At 72.3% G+C, this 19016-nt stretch carries 15 protein-coding genes; 6 read left to right on the top strand and 9 right to left on the bottom strand.

The window, feature by feature from the left end; all coding sequences use genetic code 11:
• Positions 1-7 precede the first annotated feature (7 nt).
• The 5 genes from VFL99_RS15180 to VFL99_RS15160 all read right to left on the bottom strand — a co-directional run bounded on the left by VFL99_RS15180 (position 8) and on the right by VFL99_RS15160 (position 3737).
• Entirely contained in the window at positions 8-388 is a 381-nt protein-coding gene (locus VFL99_RS15180) for a TadE/TadG family type IV pilus assembly protein (protein WP_325107194.1), read from the bottom strand.
• The gene (locus tag VFL99_RS15175) at positions 385-612 is read right to left on the bottom strand and encodes a hypothetical protein (protein WP_325107193.1); all 228 of its coding nucleotides are present in this window, start codon (positions 610-612) and stop codon (positions 385-387) included. Before VFL99_RS15175 ends, VFL99_RS15180 begins: the two co-directional genes overlap by 4 nt.
• A gap of 100 nt (positions 613-712) precedes the next feature.
• The gene (locus VFL99_RS15170; protein WP_325107192.1) at positions 713-1648 is read right to left on the bottom strand and encodes a type II secretion system F family protein; all 936 of its coding nucleotides are present in this window, start codon (positions 1646-1648) and stop codon (positions 713-715) included.
• Complete coding sequence (locus VFL99_RS15165; RefSeq protein ID WP_325107191.1) at positions 1645-2511, bottom strand: type II secretion system F family protein; 867 nt, start codon at positions 2509-2511, stop codon at positions 1645-1647. The genes VFL99_RS15170 and VFL99_RS15165 overlap by 4 nt, the downstream gene beginning before the upstream one ends.
• A complete protein-coding gene (locus VFL99_RS15160) occupies positions 2508-3737 on the bottom strand; it encodes a CpaF family protein (protein ID WP_325107190.1) in 1230 nt (409 codons plus the stop codon). Before VFL99_RS15160 ends, VFL99_RS15165 begins: the two co-directional genes overlap by 4 nt.
• Positions 3738-3975: 238 nt before the next feature.
• On the opposite strand from VFL99_RS15160, the gene VFL99_RS15155 reads away from it, so the two are divergent.
• The 3 genes from VFL99_RS15155 (at position 3976) to VFL99_RS15145 (ending at position 9356) form a co-directional block, all read left to right on the top strand.
• A complete protein-coding gene (locus VFL99_RS15155; RefSeq protein WP_325107189.1) occupies positions 3976-8316 on the top strand; it encodes an FtsK/SpoIIIE domain-containing protein in 4341 nt (1446 codons plus the stop codon).
• Between the two features lie 39 nt (positions 8317-8355).
• Positions 8356-8766 carry a hypothetical protein gene (locus VFL99_RS15150; protein ID WP_325107188.1) on the top strand — a complete coding sequence of 137 codons (411 nt, stop codon included), beginning with the start codon at positions 8356-8358 and terminating at the stop codon, positions 8764-8766.
• A 338-nt stretch (positions 8767-9104) separates the two neighbouring features.
• On the top strand, positions 9105-9356 hold the full coding sequence (locus tag VFL99_RS15145; RefSeq protein ID WP_325107187.1) for a WhiB family transcriptional regulator: 252 nt from the start codon (positions 9105-9107) through the stop codon (positions 9354-9356).
• A gap of 5 nt (positions 9357-9361) precedes the next feature.
• Here the strand turns inward: VFL99_RS15145 and VFL99_RS15140 are convergent, their stop codons facing one another.
• The 3 genes from VFL99_RS15140 to VFL99_RS15130 all read right to left on the bottom strand — a co-directional run bounded on the left by VFL99_RS15140 (position 9362) and on the right by VFL99_RS15130 (position 16597).
• Positions 9362-10957 carry a sensor histidine kinase gene (locus VFL99_RS15140; protein ID WP_325107195.1) on the bottom strand — a complete coding sequence of 532 codons (1596 nt, stop codon included), beginning with the start codon at positions 10955-10957 and terminating at the stop codon, positions 9362-9364.
• A gap of 111 nt (positions 10958-11068) precedes the next feature.
• Positions 11069-15955, bottom strand: a complete 4887-nt coding sequence (locus tag VFL99_RS15135) for an NAD-glutamate dehydrogenase (RefSeq protein WP_325107186.1) — start codon at positions 15953-15955, stop codon at positions 11069-11071.
• A 105-nt stretch (positions 15956-16060) separates the two neighbouring features.
• On the bottom strand, positions 16061-16597 hold the full coding sequence (locus VFL99_RS15130; protein WP_325107185.1) for a DUF6328 family protein: 537 nt from the start codon (positions 16595-16597) through the stop codon (positions 16061-16063).
• Positions 16598-16818: 221 nt separating this feature from the next.
• Here VFL99_RS15130 and VFL99_RS15125 point away from each other — a divergent pair, with 221 nt between their 5' ends.
• The 3 genes from VFL99_RS15125 to VFL99_RS15115 are packed head-to-tail and all read left to right on the top strand — an operon-like array spanning position 16819 to position 17914.
• Positions 16819-17067, top strand: a complete 249-nt coding sequence (locus tag VFL99_RS15125) for a hypothetical protein (RefSeq protein WP_325107184.1) — start codon at positions 16819-16821, stop codon at positions 17065-17067.
• Positions 17064-17417 (top strand): hypothetical protein, encoded by a 354-nt coding sequence (locus tag VFL99_RS15120; protein ID WP_325107183.1) that lies wholly within the window; start codon positions 17064-17066, stop codon positions 17415-17417. The genes VFL99_RS15125 and VFL99_RS15120 overlap by 4 nt, the downstream gene beginning before the upstream one ends.
• Positions 17414-17914 carry a DUF2505 domain-containing protein gene (locus VFL99_RS15115; RefSeq protein ID WP_325107182.1) on the top strand — a complete coding sequence of 167 codons (501 nt, stop codon included), beginning with the start codon at positions 17414-17416 and terminating at the stop codon, positions 17912-17914. The genes VFL99_RS15120 and VFL99_RS15115 overlap by 4 nt, the downstream gene beginning before the upstream one ends.
• Before the next feature lie 85 nt (positions 17915-17999).
• On the opposite strand, the gene VFL99_RS15110 is transcribed toward VFL99_RS15115, so the two are convergent.
• The coding region (locus VFL99_RS15110; protein WP_325107181.1) for an aldehyde dehydrogenase family protein at positions 18000-19016 on the bottom strand (1017 nt) is incomplete at its 5' end.

Genomic DNA, 19016 nt, shown 5'->3' with positions numbered 1-19016 from the left:
CGCACCACTACTGCACCTCCGCGAACGCCTGGGCGCGCACGGTCAACCCGCCACTCGGCCCGAACGGCCCGACCAGAGGCAGCGGCGCGGTGGCCCGCACCTCCACGACCGCGACGCCGCCGGAGACGGTGCGCACGGCGGTGACGTGCCGGGCATACCGCTCCGACAGGCTCGCAGCGATGAGGTCACGGGCACGGCCCGCCCCCTCCGCCGGGCTGCTGTGCACCCGAGCCCCGTAGCGGGCGCCCTCCGCAGCGCCGGCGATCAGCGTGTTCCGGATGTGCAGGGCGACCCCCAGCTGCAGGGCCGCGAGGAACAGCACGCACAGCAGTCCTGCGACAAGGGCGAAGTCCGCAACCGCGGCACCCCGCTCCGCTCGCGAGGTCACGGCCCCTTGACGGAGGCCAGCGCGTTGGTGAAGAGCCCGTTCAGCTGCGGCCCGGCAACGGCCCACAAGGCCGTGACGAGACCGGCGGTCATCAGCGTGATGAGCACCCAGCCCGGCACGTCCCCGCGTTCCGGCTCGGCGGTTACTGCGCAGTGGAGCCGTGCGGCGGTGCGAGCCCTGCTGCGGCGCCACGCGCCGCGGGTCCTGGCGATGGTGGTGGTCATGGTCATTCCCTCCTTCGGCTGGCCCGGCCGGTGGCGGCCCGGGCGGTCTCTTCCTCGCACGGCCGCGACGAGGCGGGCGGCGAGGCGGTCGTGGTGGCCGTCATATCGACAGCCGGAGCATGGACAGGCCCGGGTAGATCGCGAACAGGACGGTGACCGGCAACACCAGGAAGACGACGGGCACCATCATCGCGATTTCACGCTTGCCGCCCTCCTCGATGACGGCGTGCCGGCCTGCCTCGCGGGCGTCCTGCGCCTGCGCCCGCAGGACCTCGGCCAAGGGCGTACCCCGCTCGACGGCGACGACAATGCCGTCGACGAAGCGGGCGAGCGTGGGCAGGCCGGTCCGGTCGGCCAAGCCCTGGAGGGCCATCGGCAGGCTGGCGCCGGCTCGCGCCCGTGCGAGGCACTCGCTCAGCTCGGCGGACAGCTCGCCGGTGGACAGCCGCGCCACCCGGTCCAAGGCGGCGGGTGCACCCTCACCGGCCGTGACGGCCAGGGCCAACAGCTCGGCGATGGTGGGGAACTCGTTCATGATCCGCAGCTCGCGGCGACGGACGGCGCGGCTGAGCACCTGGTCGCGGGCGACGACCCCGATCGCGATGGCGCACAGCACCAGGATCACCAGCGACGGCAGGGACGAGCCGCGCCGCAGCCACAACAGGGAGGCGAAGAGCGCGCCGACGAGGCCGGCGGCCGTTCCCCAGAGCACCTGTTCGGCGCGGAAGGCCTCCACGTCCGGTGGCAGCCCCGCTCGTTCGAGCCGACGACGCACGGATGCGGCTCCGCCGAGCGCGAGGTCCACCCAGCGACCGGCCCGCCGCAGGGCGGGCGCGGCCCAGCGGCGCAGGCCGACCGGCTCACTGCTGCCCCACCGCGAGAGCAGCCGGGAGGGTCGCGGCGCGTCCAACAGGTACGGCTCGAGGCGAGCCAGCAGACCGGGGCGGCGGCGCACCGGCATACCAGCCAGGACGAGGAGGAGGCCCGCGCCGAAGGCGAGACCGCACAGGGCACCCGGCCACGACCACTGGCTCATCGCAGCACCCGCTCTTCCTCCGGCAGGCGACCGATCCGCATCATGAGGCGGTAGGCGACCAGGGACACGGCCCCGCCGAAGACGAGGACGAGCACGCCCGTCGCCGAGTCGTAGGCGCGCAGCGACTCCCCGCGGGTGGCGAGCATGGCGAGTACCACCCACGGTGCGGCGAGCGCCAGGCGGGCGGCGTTGACGGTCCAGCTCTGCCGCGACTCCAGCTCGGCGCGAGTGCGGGCGTCCTCGCGCAGGAACGAGGACAGCGTCCGCAGCAGCCGGCCGAGGTCGCTTCCGCCGACCTCACGGGCGATCCGCAGCGACTCCACCAGCCGGTCGCCGACGGGATCGCTGAGCCGTTCCTTGAGCCGGTCCAGGCTGTCGTGGAAGCGACCGGTGGCGCGGTAGTCACGGGCGAAGGACGTGAAGGCCGGGCGCAGCTCCTCCGGCCCGCGGTCGGCCAGTTGCGCCAGCGATTCGGGCAGCGCAAGGCCGGCCCGGACGGCCGAGGCGATGTTGTCGACGACGTCGGGCCACACCTCCCGCATCAGCTGCCGACGCCGCCGCGCCCGCATCCGGACGACGGCCAGGGGCGCATAGCCGGAGATCAGCCCGAAGGCGAACGCCACCGGTGGGACCTGGGTCAGCGCGAGGAACAGCACGGTCACCAGCACGAGGACGACCAGGCACATCGCCAGCAGCGACCCCACGCCCATCTGGTGCAGACCCGCCTGCACCAGGTCATCACGGAGCCGGTCCCACGCCGTGATCCGGCGGGCCCTCGCCGGCGCCGGCGTGCGCGGCCAGAACGACCACCAGATGCAGAACAGGCCGACCCCGAGCAGCAGCCCCAGCAGCGGCCCGGTCACAGCTCGTCGCCGTTCAGGAGCTCGGCCACGTCATAGCCGGCGCGGGCGAACCGGTCGTGATGGGGCGGGAAGCCGTCGCCGCGCACGAGCCGGCCCTCCCTGGTGGTGAACAGCTCGGCGGTCTCGATCACGTCGCCCTCGGCACGGCCCGGCACCGCCACCACCTCGCGCACCCGCCGGCGGCCGTCCCGCTCCAGCGCCACGTGGACGACGACGTCGATGGAGCTCGCGACGGTCGGCACCACGAACCGGCTGTTGACATTCGCGCCGGCGAGCAGCGGCAGCGTGCACATCTTGGTGATCGCCTCGCGCGCGCTGTTGGCGTGCACGGTGCACATCCCGGGCAAACCACTGTTGAGGGCGATCAGCAGGTCGAGGCTCTCCTCCTGGCGCACCTCACCGACGATCAGTCGCGACGGGCGCATCCGCAGCGCCTCCTTGACGAGCCGACGCAGCGGGATCTCGCCGGTGCCCTCGAGGCTCGGCTGGCGGCACTGCATCGAGGCCACGTCCCGTAGGGGGACCTTCAGCTCGAAGACCTCCTCGCACGTGACGACGCGCTCGGTGCCGGGGATCGCGGCCGCCAAGCAGTTCAACATCGTGGTCTTGCCTGCCTGCGTGCCGCCCGAGACCAGAACGTTGAGCCCGCTGGCCACCGCGGCGGACAGGAACCGCGCGACCGGCTGGGTCATGGTGCCGAGCTGCACGAGGTCGTCGAGGTGCTCGGCACGGACAACAAACTTGCGGATGTTGACGGCCCAGTGGTCGCGCGTGACGTCCGGGATGGCCACGTGCAGCCGGGAGCCGTCGGGCAGCGCGGCGTCGACGAAGGGCGAGGACAGGTCGACCCGCCGCCCGGAGCTGCGCAGCATCCGCTCGACCAGGTCCCGCACCATGTCGGCGCTGAGGATCGTGTTGGTCAGCTCGGCGACGCCGTGGCGCGCGATGAACACCCGCGAGGGGTCGTTGATCCACACTTCCTCGACCGCGGGGTCGTCGAGGTACTGCTGCAGCGGACCGAAGCCGGCGACCGCGTCCATGACCGAGCGGGTCGCTTCGGCGAGGTCGGAGAGTGGGGCGAGCCCGCCGTGCAGCGACCGCTGGTCGTAGTCGTCGACCACCTCACGGACCAACACCTGCAGCTGCTCCGCCTCGCGGGACGGGTCGAGCTGGCGGCGTCGGATGAGCTCGCGCACCTCGTCCTCCACCGTGCGCAGCGCGTCCACCGGTCACCTCTCCTCTGCGTATTCCCCCGAGTGACCGGCACTACTAAACCGTGTCAAACGCAGGCAGGCAAAGTTGTCCACAAGTTGATTGCTCAACCGTTCGGCCGAGGCGCCGGCACGCGGGTTGTCCACAGGCACTTCGGCACGGACCGCCGCGATCGTCCGATACTGCCTCCTCACGCGGCGCTCGAGCGCCGGTCAGGTCGCCGCCGTCCGCGAACGAGGAAGGGGTGGACAGGTGCAGTTTCGGCTCACGGCCGTGCACGAACGGGACCGCACGAGCAGCGACGTCGAGGTCACCGGCGCGGCCGGCTACACCCTCGCGGACCTCGCCTCCGCGCTCCCGGGCGGATGCTCCGCCGCGCGCTGCCCCGACGGGTCGTGGACCGTCGCCGGACAGCCGCTGTCACCGGAGGCCGCCCTCGGCCAGCCGCCCCTGCTCGAGGGCGCGGTCCTGACCCACCGCTGCTCCGGCGGGCTGTCCGAGGTTCCGTCTCCGGGCGCGCCGCTGCTCGTGCTGCACGTGATCGAGGGCCCGGACTGCGGCGCCACCCATCCGCTGCCGCTCGGCACCCACCGCCTCGGCCGCAGCCAGGGCTCACTCCGCATCAACGACCCTGACCTGTCCCGCCTGCACTGCGAGATCACCGTCGCGCACGAGCGGGTCACCGTCCGCGACCTCGGCTCCACCAACGGAAGCCGCTTGGAGGGCACCCTGGTCCGCGGCGTTCGCGAGTGGCAGCCGGGACAGCGCCTGCGGATCGGCGGCACGACCCTCGCGCTGCGCCTGCCCCGCGAGCCCCGTGGCGCGATCACCGCGGACGCCAACGGCCACCTCGCCTACCACCGCGGACCGCGGCGCCACCCCGCGCTCCCCGCACCAACCCTCCGTATGCCGACACCGCCGACGACTGCCCACCGCCAGCGGCTGCCCCTCGCCATGGTGGTGCTGCCGCTGGTCGTCTCCGGGGTCGTCGCGGCGGTCCTGCACAGCGCCACCATGCTGCTCTTCGGCCTGCTCGGTCCCGTCATGCTCCTGTCGAGCTGGATCAGCGACCGGCGCAACGGGCGCGCCAGCGCCCGACAGCAACAGCGCGAATACCGCTGGGCGATCGAGCAGTTCACGGTCGAACGCGAGGAGGCACTGCACCTCGAACTGCGTGAGCGACGCGCCTCCAGCCCCGACCCGGCTGACCTCGCGGCGCAGGTCGAGCAGGCGGGCGCCCGGCTGTGGCACCGACGCCCGGGCGACCCCGACTTCCTGCGCCTTCGCGTCGGCACCGGCGACGTCCCCGCGGCGCTGACCGTGCAGCCTGCTGCCACCCACGAGGCTGCCCAGCACCCCCTGCTCGCCGAGGCGCCGGTGACCGTGTCGCTGGGCGAGGCGGGCGTCATCGGGGTGGCGGGTCCCCGCGCCGAGCTGCTCGCCTGCGCCCGCGGCCTCGTCGGCCAGGTTGCCGGGTGGCACTCCCCTTCCGAGGTGTCGGTGGTGGTGCTGACGGCCGAGGACCGCTGCGACGCCGACTGGTCGTGGGCTTCGTGGCTGCCACACTTCTGCGTGGCCGGCGAGCGCCTCGCCGGCCACGGCGCTGCCCTCGGCGAGGACGGCCGGGCGCTCGATGACGCCGGGGGCGCCCGTGACGGCACGGATCGGACGGTGGTCGTCGTCCTCGACGGGGCGAAGGCACTGCGCGCGCGACCCGGCATACCGGAGCTCTTGCGCCGGGCGCTGGAAGGCGACAGCCGGGTGCACGTCCTGGCACTGGACCGCGAGGCGCACCAGCTGCCCACCGAGACGCGGGTGAGTGTGCTGCTGGACGATGCTCGCACCGCCCGACTGGAGCACCCGGACCTGACGCTCAGCTTCCGCCCCGACCTGGTGAGCCCGCCCTGGGCGGAGCGGCTCAGCCGCGGCCTGGCGCCCCTGCGGGACGCGACGCCCACCTCGCCGACGAACGACCTGCCCCGCCGCGTGCGACTCCTGGACCTGCTGGACCGGGACGCCACGGACCCGGCCGCGCTCGCCGACCGGTGGCGCGCACGATCACGGTCGACGACCGCCGTGGTCGGGCGCACGGCGGACTCGCCGTTCGTCCTCGACCTGAGCCGCGACGGCCCGCACGTCCTGGTCGCGGGTACCACCGGCGCCGGCAAGAGCGAGCTGCTGCAGACCCTCATCGCGTCCCTCGCGCTCGGGAACCAACCCGACGAGCTGTGCTTCGTACTCATCGACTACAAGGGCGGCTCAGCGTTCAAGGCGTGCGCCGAGCTGCCGCACACGGTCGGGCTGGTCACCGATCTCGACGAGCACCTCGCGGGCCGCGCGCTCGCCTCGCTGGAAGCCGAGCTCAAGCGGCGCGAGCGGATCTTCCGTGACGTCGGCGCCATCGACTTGCCCGAGTACCAACGAGTTTCACACTCCACCGACCCACCGGTCCCCCGCCTCGTCCTCGTCATCGACGAATTCCGGGTGCTCGCCGAGGAGCAGCCCGCGTTCCTCGACGGGCTGGTACGCATCGCCGCCGTCGGCCGCTCACTCGGGGTGCACCTGGTCCTCGCGACCCAACGCCCCGCCGGCGTCGTGACCGCCGACATCAAGGCCAACGTGAACCTGCGGATCGCCCTGCGGGTGCGCGACCGGGTCGACTCCGAGGACGTCGTCGAGGCGCCGGACGCCGCCACGCTCCCCGACGACTGCCCCGGCCGCGCGGTCGCGCGCATCGCGGCCGAACCGCTCCAGACGTTCCACGCGGCACGGGTGGGCGGGGGCCCCGACCGCAGCAGCCAACGCCGGCTCGTCGTCCGTCTCCTCGGTTCCGAGGAACCGGAGCAGTCGGTGGGCCCCGTTGCGGCGGAGGAACGGCACACCGAGGAACCCACCGACCTCGAGCGGGTCGCCGGCGCCACGCGAGAGGCCGCGCAGCTGCTCACCATCCCGCAGGTGCCGTCACCGTGGCTGCCGCCACTGCCCGAGATCCTGCCCCTGCCGGGCGTCGTGACCCTGCCGGACGTCGTGACCTCGGCGGAGGAGTCCCCGTCGTCCCGGTCGGGGTCGCCGTTGCCCCGGTCATCGATGTTCGAGTCACCGTTGTCGGTTCCGTATGCCGTCGCCGACCTTCCGCAGGCACAGTGTCGCCGGACGCTGGCCTGGGACCTGGCCGGCGGTGGGCACCTGGCCGTGGTGGGCGCTCCGCGGTCCGGGCGCACCACCGTGGCGCGCACCATCGCGGGCGCGGTGGCGCGACAGCTGTCGTCGGCCGATGCGCACCTGTTCGTCCTCGACGGAGGTGGGTCGCTGTCCGTGCTCGCCGCGTTGCCGCACTGCGGTGCGGTGGTCGGTCGCGACGAGGTGGCCCGCGGGCGGCGCCTCGTGCGGCGGCTTGCCGAGGAAGTGGACCGTCGGCGGCGGCTTCTCGCGGCAGGCGGACACGGCTCGGTCGAGGAGCAGCGCGCGGTCGCCAGCACGACGACGGTCCCCGGAACACCGCCGATGCCCTACCTGCTGCTGCTCGTCGACGGCTGGGAGGTGTTCGCCCAGACCTACGAACCTCTCCACCACGGGGCCGTGGTCGACCAGCTGCTGCAGCTCCTGCGCGATGGACCGGCGGCGGGGCTACGGGTGCTCCTCACCGGCGACCGTTCCCTCCTGTCCCCGCGTCTCGCCGGTGCCGTGGCGGAGAAGATCTGCCTGCGTCTGGGCGACGAGACCGAGCTCCTGCTCGCCGGCGTGCCGCGCGAGGCCGTGCCCGGCACGATGCCACCCGGCCGTGGCATCCGCCTCGACGACGCCGTGGAGCTGCAGGTCTGCCTGTTGGACGCTGACCCGTCGGCCGCGGCGCAGAACGAGCGCCTGCTCGACCTCGCCCGCCGATCGACACCGCGAGCACCTGCCCCGTTCCGCGTCGATCCCTTGCCGAGCCGGGTCACCACCACCCAGCTCCGGGACCGTGGGGCGTCGGGCGAGGCCCCGCGTGACGCGGCCCCGACGACCGACGAGTCCCGGCAAGCCGGCACATCCGTCAACCGGGTCCTGCTCGGCCTCGACGCCGACACGCTCGGCCCGGCCCTGCTCGAGGTGCCACCCACCGGGCTGGGACTGCTCGTGGTGGGCGGCCCCGGCACCGGCAAGTCCGTGACCGTCGCCACCCTCGCCGAGGGGCTGCGGCGCACCGGTCGATCGGTGCTGCACGTGGCGGGAGGTGACCCCGAGCGCATCGAGGAACAGCTCCGCGCCCATCCTGACGCCCACGTCCTCGTGGACGACGTGGTCGACCTGCTCGACCACCCGGTCGAGCAGGTGCTCCTGGACCACTTGGCGCGGCAGCGCCGCACCGGCGCGCTGGTGGCAGCGGCCGCCGACCCCGCCGACGTGGCCAGCCGCTACCGCGGCCTGGTCGCCGAGCTGCGCCGGACCCGAAGCGGAGTGCTGCTCTGCACCGAGGCGCCCACGGACGGGGAGCTGCTCGGCATACCGCGGGTTCCCGTGGACGACGAGAGGGTGCCCGGACGTGGCTTGCTGGCGATCCGAGGCCGGGTCACCGCGCTCCAGGTGGCGCTGCCCAGCCGGCTCGAGACATGACCACCGCGGGCCGCGGGCGGGCGCGTAGCCTAGGACAGCGTGAGCACCAGCACCTCCGACGACACCGGTCGGGACCTCGAGCGACTGTCCCCCCTCGCCCGGATCACCTCGATCATCACCGCTGCGCAGGCGCTGGTCCTGCTCGGTTTTGTCGTCTTCTACCTGCTCGAGCTCGGCGCGGGCGCCAGCGACAGCCCGGCCCGGGTGGTCACCTCCGCCATCCTCATCCTCGTCTTCGCGGTGGCGCTGGGCGTGTTGGCCAAGTACCTCTGGCAGCGGGCGCGGCAGGCCCGCACGCCGGCACTCGTGTGGAACGTGCTCATGCTGCCGGTCGGGTGGACCCTGGCCCAGTCCGGCCGCGCCGACATCGGGTGGCCGGTGATCGGCGTCGCCGTGGTGGCCGTCGTCACGGTCATCCTGGCCAGCCGTCCCGAGCACCCCCGGTCCTGAGCACGCCCAGACTGAGCACCGTTCAGTCCTGAGCACGCTCCACCCGCCGCACGAGCGTGCTGACGTCTCGCGATGTGACCCATTTATCACGGTCGGGCAACGAAAACTTCGCGTGGGGCCTTGTCCGAGAGTGTGCAAATCTGTGAGGCTGGAACACGGTGGCTGACGGCGACGTTGGCCAAGATGTCCAGATCGGGCGCCTGAGCGCACGCCGAGGCCCGGCCCTTGGAGGGCTCGGTGCGCAGCGAGGGTGTCCGATGACCCCACCACAGACGACCATGGGTGGTCTGCGTGCCAACAGGCTACGACACCACCCCTGAGCTAGGAGCACACGCCTCATGGACTGGCGCAACCGCGCTGCCTGCCTTGACGAAGACCCCGAGCTGTTCTTCCCGATCGGCAACACCGGGCCTGCCATCGCCCAGATCGAGGAGGCCAAGCAGGTCTGCCGTCGCTGCCCGGTGATCGAGACCTGCCTGAAGTGGGCACTCGAGACGGGGCAGGACGCGGGTGTCTGGGGCGGCCTGTCCGAGGACGAGCGCCGCGCTCTCAAGCGGCGCAACGCCCGGGCTCGCCGGGCCGCCGGCTGAGACCCTCAGTCGGCCCCCGCAGACCCCGAACCACCCTCTCCGGAACCGACCGGACGAAGCCGCGCGAGGAACCGCACCACGGTCCCGCGCGGCTTTGCTGTGCCCACTCCGGCTGCCGGTGACGCACCCGCGCCCGGCCCGTCCGGCCGGCCGACCGCCCCGGACGAGCCGACCGCCCCGGACGAGCCGTCCGGGTGCGACCAGGTGATCTCCCCCCGCAGGTCCTCGACGAACGACGTCACGATCCGCGTGCCGAGGCCCCCGCGCCGCGGGTCGAACCCCGCCGGGAGCCCCTCGCCGTCGTCGGCCACCGTGACGTGCAGCACGTCCAGCTCCTCCGACGGCTCCCGCCACGCCCCGACCCGCACCTCGCCGCCGGCCGCCACCCCGTGCTCGATGGCGTTGTGCACCAGTTCCGCGAGCACCATGGCCAGTGCCGTCGCGTCCTCGGCCCGCACCCTCCCGAACGACCCGGTATGCCGGACCCGCACCGGCCGCTCGCGCCTCGCCACGTCGGCGGCGGCCCGCAGCAGCCGCCCGACGACCTCGTCGAAGTCGACGGTCTCGTCGAGCTCCTTGCTCAGCGTCTCGTGGACCAGCGCGATCGTGTCGACCCGGCGCACCGCCTCCTCGAGCGCCGGACGAGCGTTCGCGTCGGCCAGCCGCCGGCTCTGCAGCCGCAGCAGTGCCGCGACGGTCTGCAGGTTGTTCTTGACCCGGTGGTGGATCTCCCGGATCGTCGCATCCTTGGTGAGCAGCTCGCGTTCGCGCCGGCGCAGCTCGCTGACCTCGCGCAGCAGGACGAGCGCCCCGATCCGCCGACCGGCCTCGGTGAGCGGGATCGCCCGCAACGAGACGGCGGCGCCACGCGACTCGACCTCCGCCCGCCAGGGTCCCCGGCCGGTCGTCACGAGCGCCAGCCCCTCGTCGACCGTCTCGTGGGCGGGCAACAGCTCGGCGACGAGCCGGGCCAGGACCGTGCCGACCACCTCCCCGGCGTGCCCGAGGCGGTGGATCGCCGAGACGGCGTTGGGGCTGGCGTAGGTCACCGCGCCGTCCGCGTCCAGCCGGATCACCCCGTCGCCGACACGGGGGGCGCCGCGCCGTACCCCGGTGGCCGCATCGCGCACCGGGAACTCCCCGGCGCTGATCATCCGCGCCAACGTGTCGGCCGTCGCGAGGTACGTGACCTCGAGCCGGCTGGGAGTGCGCATGGTGGCGAGGTTGGTGTGCCGGCTGATCACGGCGATCGGGCGGCCCTCCCGGACCACCGGGATCGCCTCCTCGCGGATGGGCATGTCCTCGCGCCACTCCGGTTCGCGACCACGCACGATGCGCGAACCGGCATACGCCTCATCGACGTTCGGGCGCTGTCCCTTCTCCTCCGCGTGGCTGCCCAGGAGGTCCTCGACGAACACCATCGGGCCGGTTGTGGGCCGGACGTGGGCGGCCACCACCCACCCGGTGGTGCGCGCCGGCACCCACAGGACGAGGTCGGCGAAGGACAGGTCCGACAGCAGCTGCCAGTCACCGACGAGCAGGTGCAGCCACTCCACGTCCGCCGGCGCGAGCGCCGTCTGGTCGCTGAGGACGTCCCGCATGGTCGGCACGCGGCGAGGATATCGGCGCGCCCTCACCGCGATCCCGCCGCGTCACCGGTCCCGGGTGGTGTGCCGGACCGCTCGCCCGGGCGCCCCCGGCCCGGCCGGGCCTCAGCCCGTCAGCGCGCCGCTGCGGACCAGACCGCGCAGGGTGCGCAGCGCCACCGAGATCGCCGAGATGCCCGGCTCGTCCAACCGGTCGATCCCGCTCAGTGAGGTGCGGGCCCGGCCCAGGGCATCGCCGTTGGCCTCTGACCACAGCTCCAGCAGGTCCTCCGGCGTGGCGTCCTCCGGCCCGGCGTCCAGCACCGAGCGGGTCAGCGCCTCGAGCACCGCGTAGAGGTCGTCCCGCAGCGCACCACGGGCGAGGGCGTCCCACCGGTCGTCGCGGGGCAGCCCGGAGACCCGGCTGAGCATCCTGTCGATCGTGAAGTGCTCGGAGGTGTGGAAGTACACCGGCGCCACGTCGGCAGCTGAGCGTCCGCCCTCGAGGTCGGCCGCGATCTCGATGATGTCCAGCAGCGAGAACGAGTCCAGCAGCGTGGCCGTCTGCACGGCCAGCTCCTCCGGCGCCCCGAGCTCGACGAGCTTGTCGGCGTTGCGCCGCATCCGGTCGCGCTCGGCGCCCTGCAGCAGCTCGGGCAGCTTCGGGGACAGCTCGCGCACCATCGGCCCGAACCGCTCGACCTCACCGGCCACGTCCAGCACCGACGGCCGGTTGTGCAGGAACCAGCGCACCGACCGGTCCATGAGCCGGCGGAACTCCAGGTAGAGCCTGGTCTGCGTGGCGGTGCTCACGACGTTGTCGAGCGCCTCGACCTGCTTGACGTAGTCCTGCAGCCCGAACACCTCGCGGCACACCACGAACGCCCGCGAGATCTGCTCCGGGGAGGCACCGGTCTCCTCGGTCGCCCGGAACGCGAAGGTGATGCCGCCGCGGTTGACCATCGAGTTCACCACTGAGTTGATGATGATCTCGCGGTGCAGCGGGTGGTCCGACAGCTGCTCGAGGTAGCGCTCCCGGATCGGCTCCGGGAAGTAGTCGGTCAGCGTCTGCTGGAACCACGGCTCCTCCGGCAGCTCGCTGCTGCCGAGGTCGTTCTTCAGCGCCAGCTTGGCGTAGGCGATGAGCACCGAGAACTCCGGCGAGGTCAGGCCCTCGCCGGCCTCGTCCCGCTGGCGGATCTGGGCGTCGCTCGGCAGGAACTCCAGCTGCCGGTCCAGCTCGCCGCGCTCCTCCAGCCAGTGGATCAGCCGCTTGTGCACCGGCAGCATCGGGTGCGCCTGGGCGCGGCCGTTGCCGAGCAGCACGTTCTGCTCGTAGTTGTCCTCGAGCACCTGCCGGGCCACCTCGTCGGTCATCGAGTGCAGCAGCTCGTTGCGCTGGTCCAAGGTCAGCTCGCCGTCGCGGGTCAGCCCGGTGAGCAGGATCTTGATGTTGACCTCGTGGTCGGAGGTGTCGACCCCGGCGGAGTTGTCGATCGCGTCGGTGTTGATCCGCACCCCGTGCCGGGCGGCCTCGATCCGGCCCAGCTGGCTGGCGCCGAGGTTGCCGCCCTCGCCGACCACCTTGACGCGCAGCTCGTCGCCGTTGACGCGGATCGCGTCGTTGGCCCGGTCACCGATGTCGGCGTTGCTCTGGGTGGAGGACTTCACGTAGGTCCCGATCCCGCCGTTCCACAGCAGGTCCACCGGTGCGAGCAGCACCGACTTGATCAGCTCGGCCGGGGTCATCGACGTGACGTCGTCCGCCAGGCCGAGCGCCTCGCGCATCTGCGCGGTCACCGGCACCGACTTGGCCGTCCGCGGCCAGATCCCGCCGCCCTCGCTGATGAGGGAGGTGTCGTAGTCCGCCCAGGACGAGCGCGGCAGGTCGAAGAGGCGACGGCGCTCGGCATACGAGCTCGCGGCGTCCGGGTCCGGGTCGACGAACACGTGCCGGTGGTCGAAGGCCGCGACCAGCCGGATGTGCTCCGACAGCAGCATGCCGTTGCCGAAGACGTCACCGCTCATGTCGCCGATACCGACCGCGGTGAAGTCCTCGCTCTGGGTGTCGGTGCCCAGCTCGCGGAAGTGCCGCTTGACCGACTCCCACGCGCCGCGGGCGGTGATGCCCATCGCCTTGTGGTCGTAGCCGGCCGAGCCGCCGGAGGCGAACGCGTCGTCCAGCCAGTAGCCGTAGGACTGCGCGACGCCGTTGGCGATGTCGGAGAACGACGCGGTGCCCTTGTCCGCCGCGACGACCAGGTAGGTGTCGTCCTCGTCGTGGCGCACCACGTCCTGGGGCGGCACGACGCTGCCGGCGACCAGGTTGTCGGTCACGTCGAGCATCGCCGAGATGAACACCTTGTATGCCGACACACCCTCGGCCAGCCACGCGTCCCGGTCGGCTGCCGGCTCGGGAAGCTGCTTCGCGAAGAACCCACCCTTGGAGCCGGTGGGCACGATGACGGCGTTCTTGACCATCTGCGCCTTGACCAGGCCGAGGACCTCGGTGCGGAAGTCCTCGCGCCGGTCGCTCCAGCGCAGCCCGCCGCGCGCGACCTTGCCGAAGCGCAGGTGCACGCCTTCGACCTGCGGGCTGTAGACCCAGATCTCGAACATCGGCCGCGGCTCGGGCAGGCCGGGCACGGCGTGGCAGTCGAGCTTGAACGAGATGTAGCCCTTGTGCTGCCCGTTGTCGTCGGCCTGGAAGAAGTTGGTCCGCAGCGTCGCGGTGATGACGCCGAGGAAGGCCCGGATGATCCGGTCGTGGTCAAGGCTGCTCACCGACTCCAGGTCGGCCTCGATGGCCTCCTGGATGGCGTGCTGGGCGGCGTCACGCGCCTCCATGTCCGCGCCCGCCTTGTGGGCCGGGTCGAACCGGGTCTCGAACAGCTCCACCAGCCGCGCGGACAGGCGCGGGTTGGAGAGCAGGGCGGCCTCGACATACTCCTGGCTGAAGGTCTGCCCGATCTGGCGCAGGTACTTCGCCACGGCGCGCAGCACGACGACCTGGCGCCAGGTGAGCCCGGCCCGCAGCACCAGGCCGTTGAACCCGTCGCTCTCGGCGCGACCGTCCCAGACTGCGGCGAACACGTCCTGGAACCGCTCGCGGAACGCGGCCATGTCCTCGCCGCCCCACAGCGACTCGTCGGGGGCGCGCAGGCCGAAGTCGTAGATCCAGACGGGGGCGTCGGGGCGGGTGACCTCGTAGGGGCGCTCGTCGGTGACGCCCACGCCGAGGTGAGTGAAGACCGGCAGCACGTCGGTGAGGAAGAGCCGCTTGCGCCGGAACAGCTTGAACCGCCGCTCCCGCGGGTCGCCGTTGGGGTCGCGGTAGAGCGTCAGGCTGGTGTCGTCCTCGTCCTGCAGGGAGGCGACGTGGGCGAGGTCGGCGACGCCCTGGCGGGGCGTGAAGTCCTCCTTGTAGGCCTCGGGGAAGGACCGGGCATACCGGCTGCAGATCAGGGCGGCCTTCTCGTCACCGTGCGTGCCGCGGGCGCTCTCCTCCAGCCGCTCGGCCCAGGTGCGGGTCGCGTCGATGAGGCGGGACTGCAGCTCGGCCTCGTCCACGTCCGGGATCTGCTCACCGGGGCCGACCCGGACGACGAAGTGGAGGCGCGCCAGCGCGGACTCCGACACCCGCGTGGTGTAGTCGACGCTCGTGGCGTGGAAGGCGTCGCGCAGGATGCCCTCCATCCGCAGCCGGACCGCGGTGTTGTAGCGGTCCCGGGGGATGAACATGAGCGCGACCACGAACCGGCCGAAGACGTCCCGGCGCAGGAAGAGCTTGGCCTTGCGCCGCTCCTGCAGGTGCAGCACGGAGGTGGCGATGTCGAGCAGGTCCTCCGAGCTGGTCTGGAACAGCTCGTCGCGCGGGTAGGTCTCGAGCACCTCGAGCAGGTCCTTGCCCGAGTGGCTGTCGGCGCTGAAGCCAGCACGGTCGAGCACCTTGGCGACCCGCTCGCGGATGACCGGCACGTCGCGGACCGACTCGGTGTAGGCGCTGGAGGTGAACAGGCCCAGGAAGCGCTTCTCCCCCACGACGTTGCCCTCGTCGTCGAAGGTGCGCACGCCGACGTAGTCGAGGTAGGTCGAGCGGTGCACGGTGGCGCGCGAATTAGCCTTGGTGATGGTGAGCAGCTGCGGGTCGCGGGCGGTGGCGCGGGCCTGCGGCGTCAGCCGGCTGAAGCTGGTCGCGTCGTCGGGGTCGGCGCGCAGGATGCCCAGCCCGCTGCCGAGGACCGGCCGCAGGACGTCCTCGCCGTCCTCGGTGTCGAGGGCGTACTCCCGGTAGCCGAGGAAGGTGAAGTGGTCGTCGGCGAGCCAGCGCAGCAGGCCCCGGGTCCGCTCGATCACCGGGTCGGGCACCGACGACGGCGGGTTCTTGCTCAGGTCGGCGACGACCTGCTCGCAGGCGGAGCGCATCCGGCCCCAGTCCTCCACAGAGGCGCGCACGTCGGCGAGCACCCGGCGCAGTCCGGCGACGAGCCGCTCGTCGGCCTCGGTCTCGCCAGCCCGGTCGATCTCCAGGTGCATCCACGACTCCTCGGTGCTCCCGGAGCCGTTGCGGTCGACGCTCACCGCCGTGTCGACGTCGAGAACCTGCTGCAGGTCGCCCTTGCCGTCGCGCCGCACGACGAGCTGCGGGTGGATGAGCAGGTTGACGGTGCGTCCCTGCCGCGCCACCTCGGCGGTGACCGAGTCGACCAGGAAGGGCATGTCGTCGGTCGCGATCTCGACCAGCGTGCCGTCGCAGCTCCACCCGGACTTGTCGCGGGTCGGGTTGCTGACCACCACGTTCACGCTGCCGCTGGGCCGGTGCGCGGCCATCCGCTTGTGCGACAACGCCGCACCGAGCAGGTCCTCGGGGGTGCGCTCGAGCAGGTCCTCGGTTGCGACGTGACGGTAGTAGCGCCTCAGGAAGGCCTCGAGCTCCTCACCCCCCTCACGCTCGGCGAGCTCCGCCGCCGAGTGGAGCACCTGGGAACGAGACTGGTCGAGCGAGACCGACATGGCTGCTTTCATCCCTCACCGATGACGCGTGCGGCGCACGCCGTTGTGCACCTGTTCGGGACTCTATCGCCCGGTGGTCCGCCGGTTCCTGCGACCCGCAGGCGGTCAGGAGGACCGTGCCGCCCGCAGGCGGCGGCGCCGTCGCGTGTAGGGCACGAGAAGCCACCAGAGCAGGAACCAGCCGGCCAGTCCGCAGGCCACGAAGAGGGTGATCGAGCGGCCCAGGACGAAGTCGGTGACGAGGAAGACGGCCGAGATGATCGCCAGGGCGATGAAGCACAGCCCGCCGATCGCGAACCGGTTCCCGGCACGGATCAGCTCAGGTCGCGCCCGGCGGCGGAACAGCAGCCGGTGGTAGGCGACCGGCGCGATCAGCAGGGCCACGGCGCAGGCGGTGGACAGCAGCGAGACGAAGTACATCGCCCGCTGCACGTCCGTCGTGCGCGAGAACGGCTGGGTGAAGGCCACCCCGAGCAGGAAGGCGAAGAGGATCTGCACCCCGGTCTGGCTGACCCGCAGCTCCTGGAGCAGCTCGTTCCAGTTGCGGGCGAGCCGGTCGTGCTCGGACTCCTCCTCGAACTCCGGGTCGTGGTGCGGCTCCGGACGGGGCTTGGGCACGTCGCCGCGCGGGTCACCTCCCATGGGCGGGAATGGTATGCCGTGTGCTGCCGTCCGTGCCGGTTCGCGCGTGTCCGTCCGGGCGGGTTGCGGACGTTGCCGACCCGGTTCTCGCGCGGTTGCGGACCCGGTTCGCGCGGGGTCGCGGACGGCGGGTGCCCCGACTGTGGGCGACGAACTCGCGAGCAGGGGGGGCTGTGGGCAACCTCGGCAGGGTGTCGCCGAACGCCCGTACTGTGGGGGCCATGGCAAGGGGCAGCGAGCGCGACGCGGGGGCGGGAGCCGCCTACGCCCGTGCTCCCGCCGGGTCGGTCAGCCGGGTCCTGGCCGGGTCGGCGGTGCGGCTGCTCGAGCAGGACGTCGACACCGGCGACGTGGAGACCCAGCGAGCGGTCGACGACGCGGTGGAGGCGATCGCCGAGCGCCTGACGCGGCTGGCCGACGCCTGCCACGACCTCCCGGTGAGTGTCGAGGGACCGGTGCGGGAGTGGTGACCCTGCCCGACCGACCGGACCACCGCCGGTTCCCCGCCGACAGCGCCTCCTGCTCGGCGCTCGCGGCGCGGCTGCACCACGAGGCGGCCACGCTGAGCGGTGTGCTGGACCAGCTCGGGGCCGCGGGGGCCGACCGGACCATCGTGCGGGAGCTGCACGACGTGATCGCGGACCTCGAGGAGCTCGCCCAGGCGTTGCAGCGCCACGTGGACGCCCAGGCCCGCGCCCGCAGGACCACCGCCGAGCGGGCGCTCAGCACGGAGGGACGCGGCCGGCACGCGCTGCTGCGGGTCGCCCGGCGGGTGCGCCGGGTGGGGCCGCCGTCGAGCCAGTACCGTGGCGAGCCATGAAGATCCAGTCCACGATCGACTACCAGGCCGCGCCCGAGACGGTGTTCCGCATGCTCACCGACGAGGGCTTCCAGAACCGCAAGTGCCGGGCCACCGAGGCCCGCAGCCACGAGGTCTCCATCGAGGACCGGGGCGAACGCACCGTGGTGACCTCGACCCGGCAGATGTCGACCGAGGGCCTGGACATGCCGAGCTTCGCGAACGTCGGCCCCACCCTCACCGTCAAGGAGGTGCAGGACTGGGGGCCCGCAGACGCCGACGGCAGCCGGCAGGGCACCATCCTCGTCCAGCTCGTCGGCCTGCCGCTGCAGATGCAGGGCACGCTCGCGCTCACCGGGCACGGCGAGACCACCACCGAGACCGTCGACGCCGACCTGAAGTGCTCGATCCCGTTGCTCGGCGGCAAGATCGAGGAGATGGCCTCCCCTGCCGTCCGCTCCGCGATCGACGTGGAGCAGCGCCTCGGCCGCAAGTGGCTGGCCGAGCAGCACGCCTGACACCTGGGCGACCGGGTACTGACGCGACGAAGGGCCGGTATGGCGAGTGCTCGCCATACCGGCCCTTCTCACGTGGCCATCGTCGTCAACCCATGTGCGGGTACTCATACGACGTCGCCGGCACGAACGTCTCCTTGATGGAGCGGGTGCTGGTCCAGCGCATGAGGTTCTGCGGGGAGCCGGCCTTGTCGTTGGTGCCCGAGGCGCGGGCGCCGCCGAACGGCTGCTGGCCCACGATCGACCCGGTCGGCTTGTCGTTGATGTAGAAGTTCCCGGCAGCGAAGCGCAGGCGCTCGGTGGCGTCCGCGACCACGCGGCGATCCTGGGCGATGATGGCGCCGGTCAGGGCGTAGGGCGCCACCGACTCCATCTGGTCCATCACCTTGTCGAACTGGCGGTCCGGGAAGACGTGCACGGCGAGGATCGGCCCGAAGTACTCGGTGCTGAAGAAGTCGTGCGACGGGTCGCTGACCTCCATCACCGTCGGCCGCACGAAGTAGCCGACCGAGTCGTCGTAGGTGCCACCCGCGATGATCTCCACCGCCGGGTCCTCGTGCGCCCGGTCGAGCGCCTCCTTGTGCTTGGCGAACGCACGGTCGTCGATGACGGCGCCCATGAAGTTGGAGAAGTCGGTGACGTCACCCATCGGCAGGCCCTCGGTGAGGGTGACCAGGTCCTTCTTGATCTTGCGCCACAGGCTGCGCGGCACGTAGGCGCGAGAGGCGGCCGAGCACTTCTGGCCCTGGTACTCGAAGGCGCCGCGGATCATGGCGGTCCGCAGGACGTCCGGGTCGGCGCTCGGGTGGGCGAGGATGAAGTCCTTGCCGCCGGTCTCGCCGACGATGCGCGGGTAGGACGCGTACTGGTCGAGGTTCTGGCCGACCTGCTGCCACAGGTGCTGGAAGGTCCGCGTCGAGCCGGTGAAGTGGATGCCGGCCAGGTCGCGGTCGTTGAGCGCCACCTTGGACAGGTTGATGCCGTCGCCGTAGACGAGGTTGATGACGCCCGGAGGCATCCCGGCCTCCTCGAGCAGCTCCATGATCAGCTGCGCGGAGCGGCTCTGCGTCGGCGACGGCTTCCAGACCACGGTGTTGCCCATGAG

It is taken from the genome of Segeticoccus sp. (genome assembly GCF_035708005.1).
Note: the sequence above shows the minus strand (reverse complement) of the source record. Positions and strands in the feature narration are given on the sequence as shown.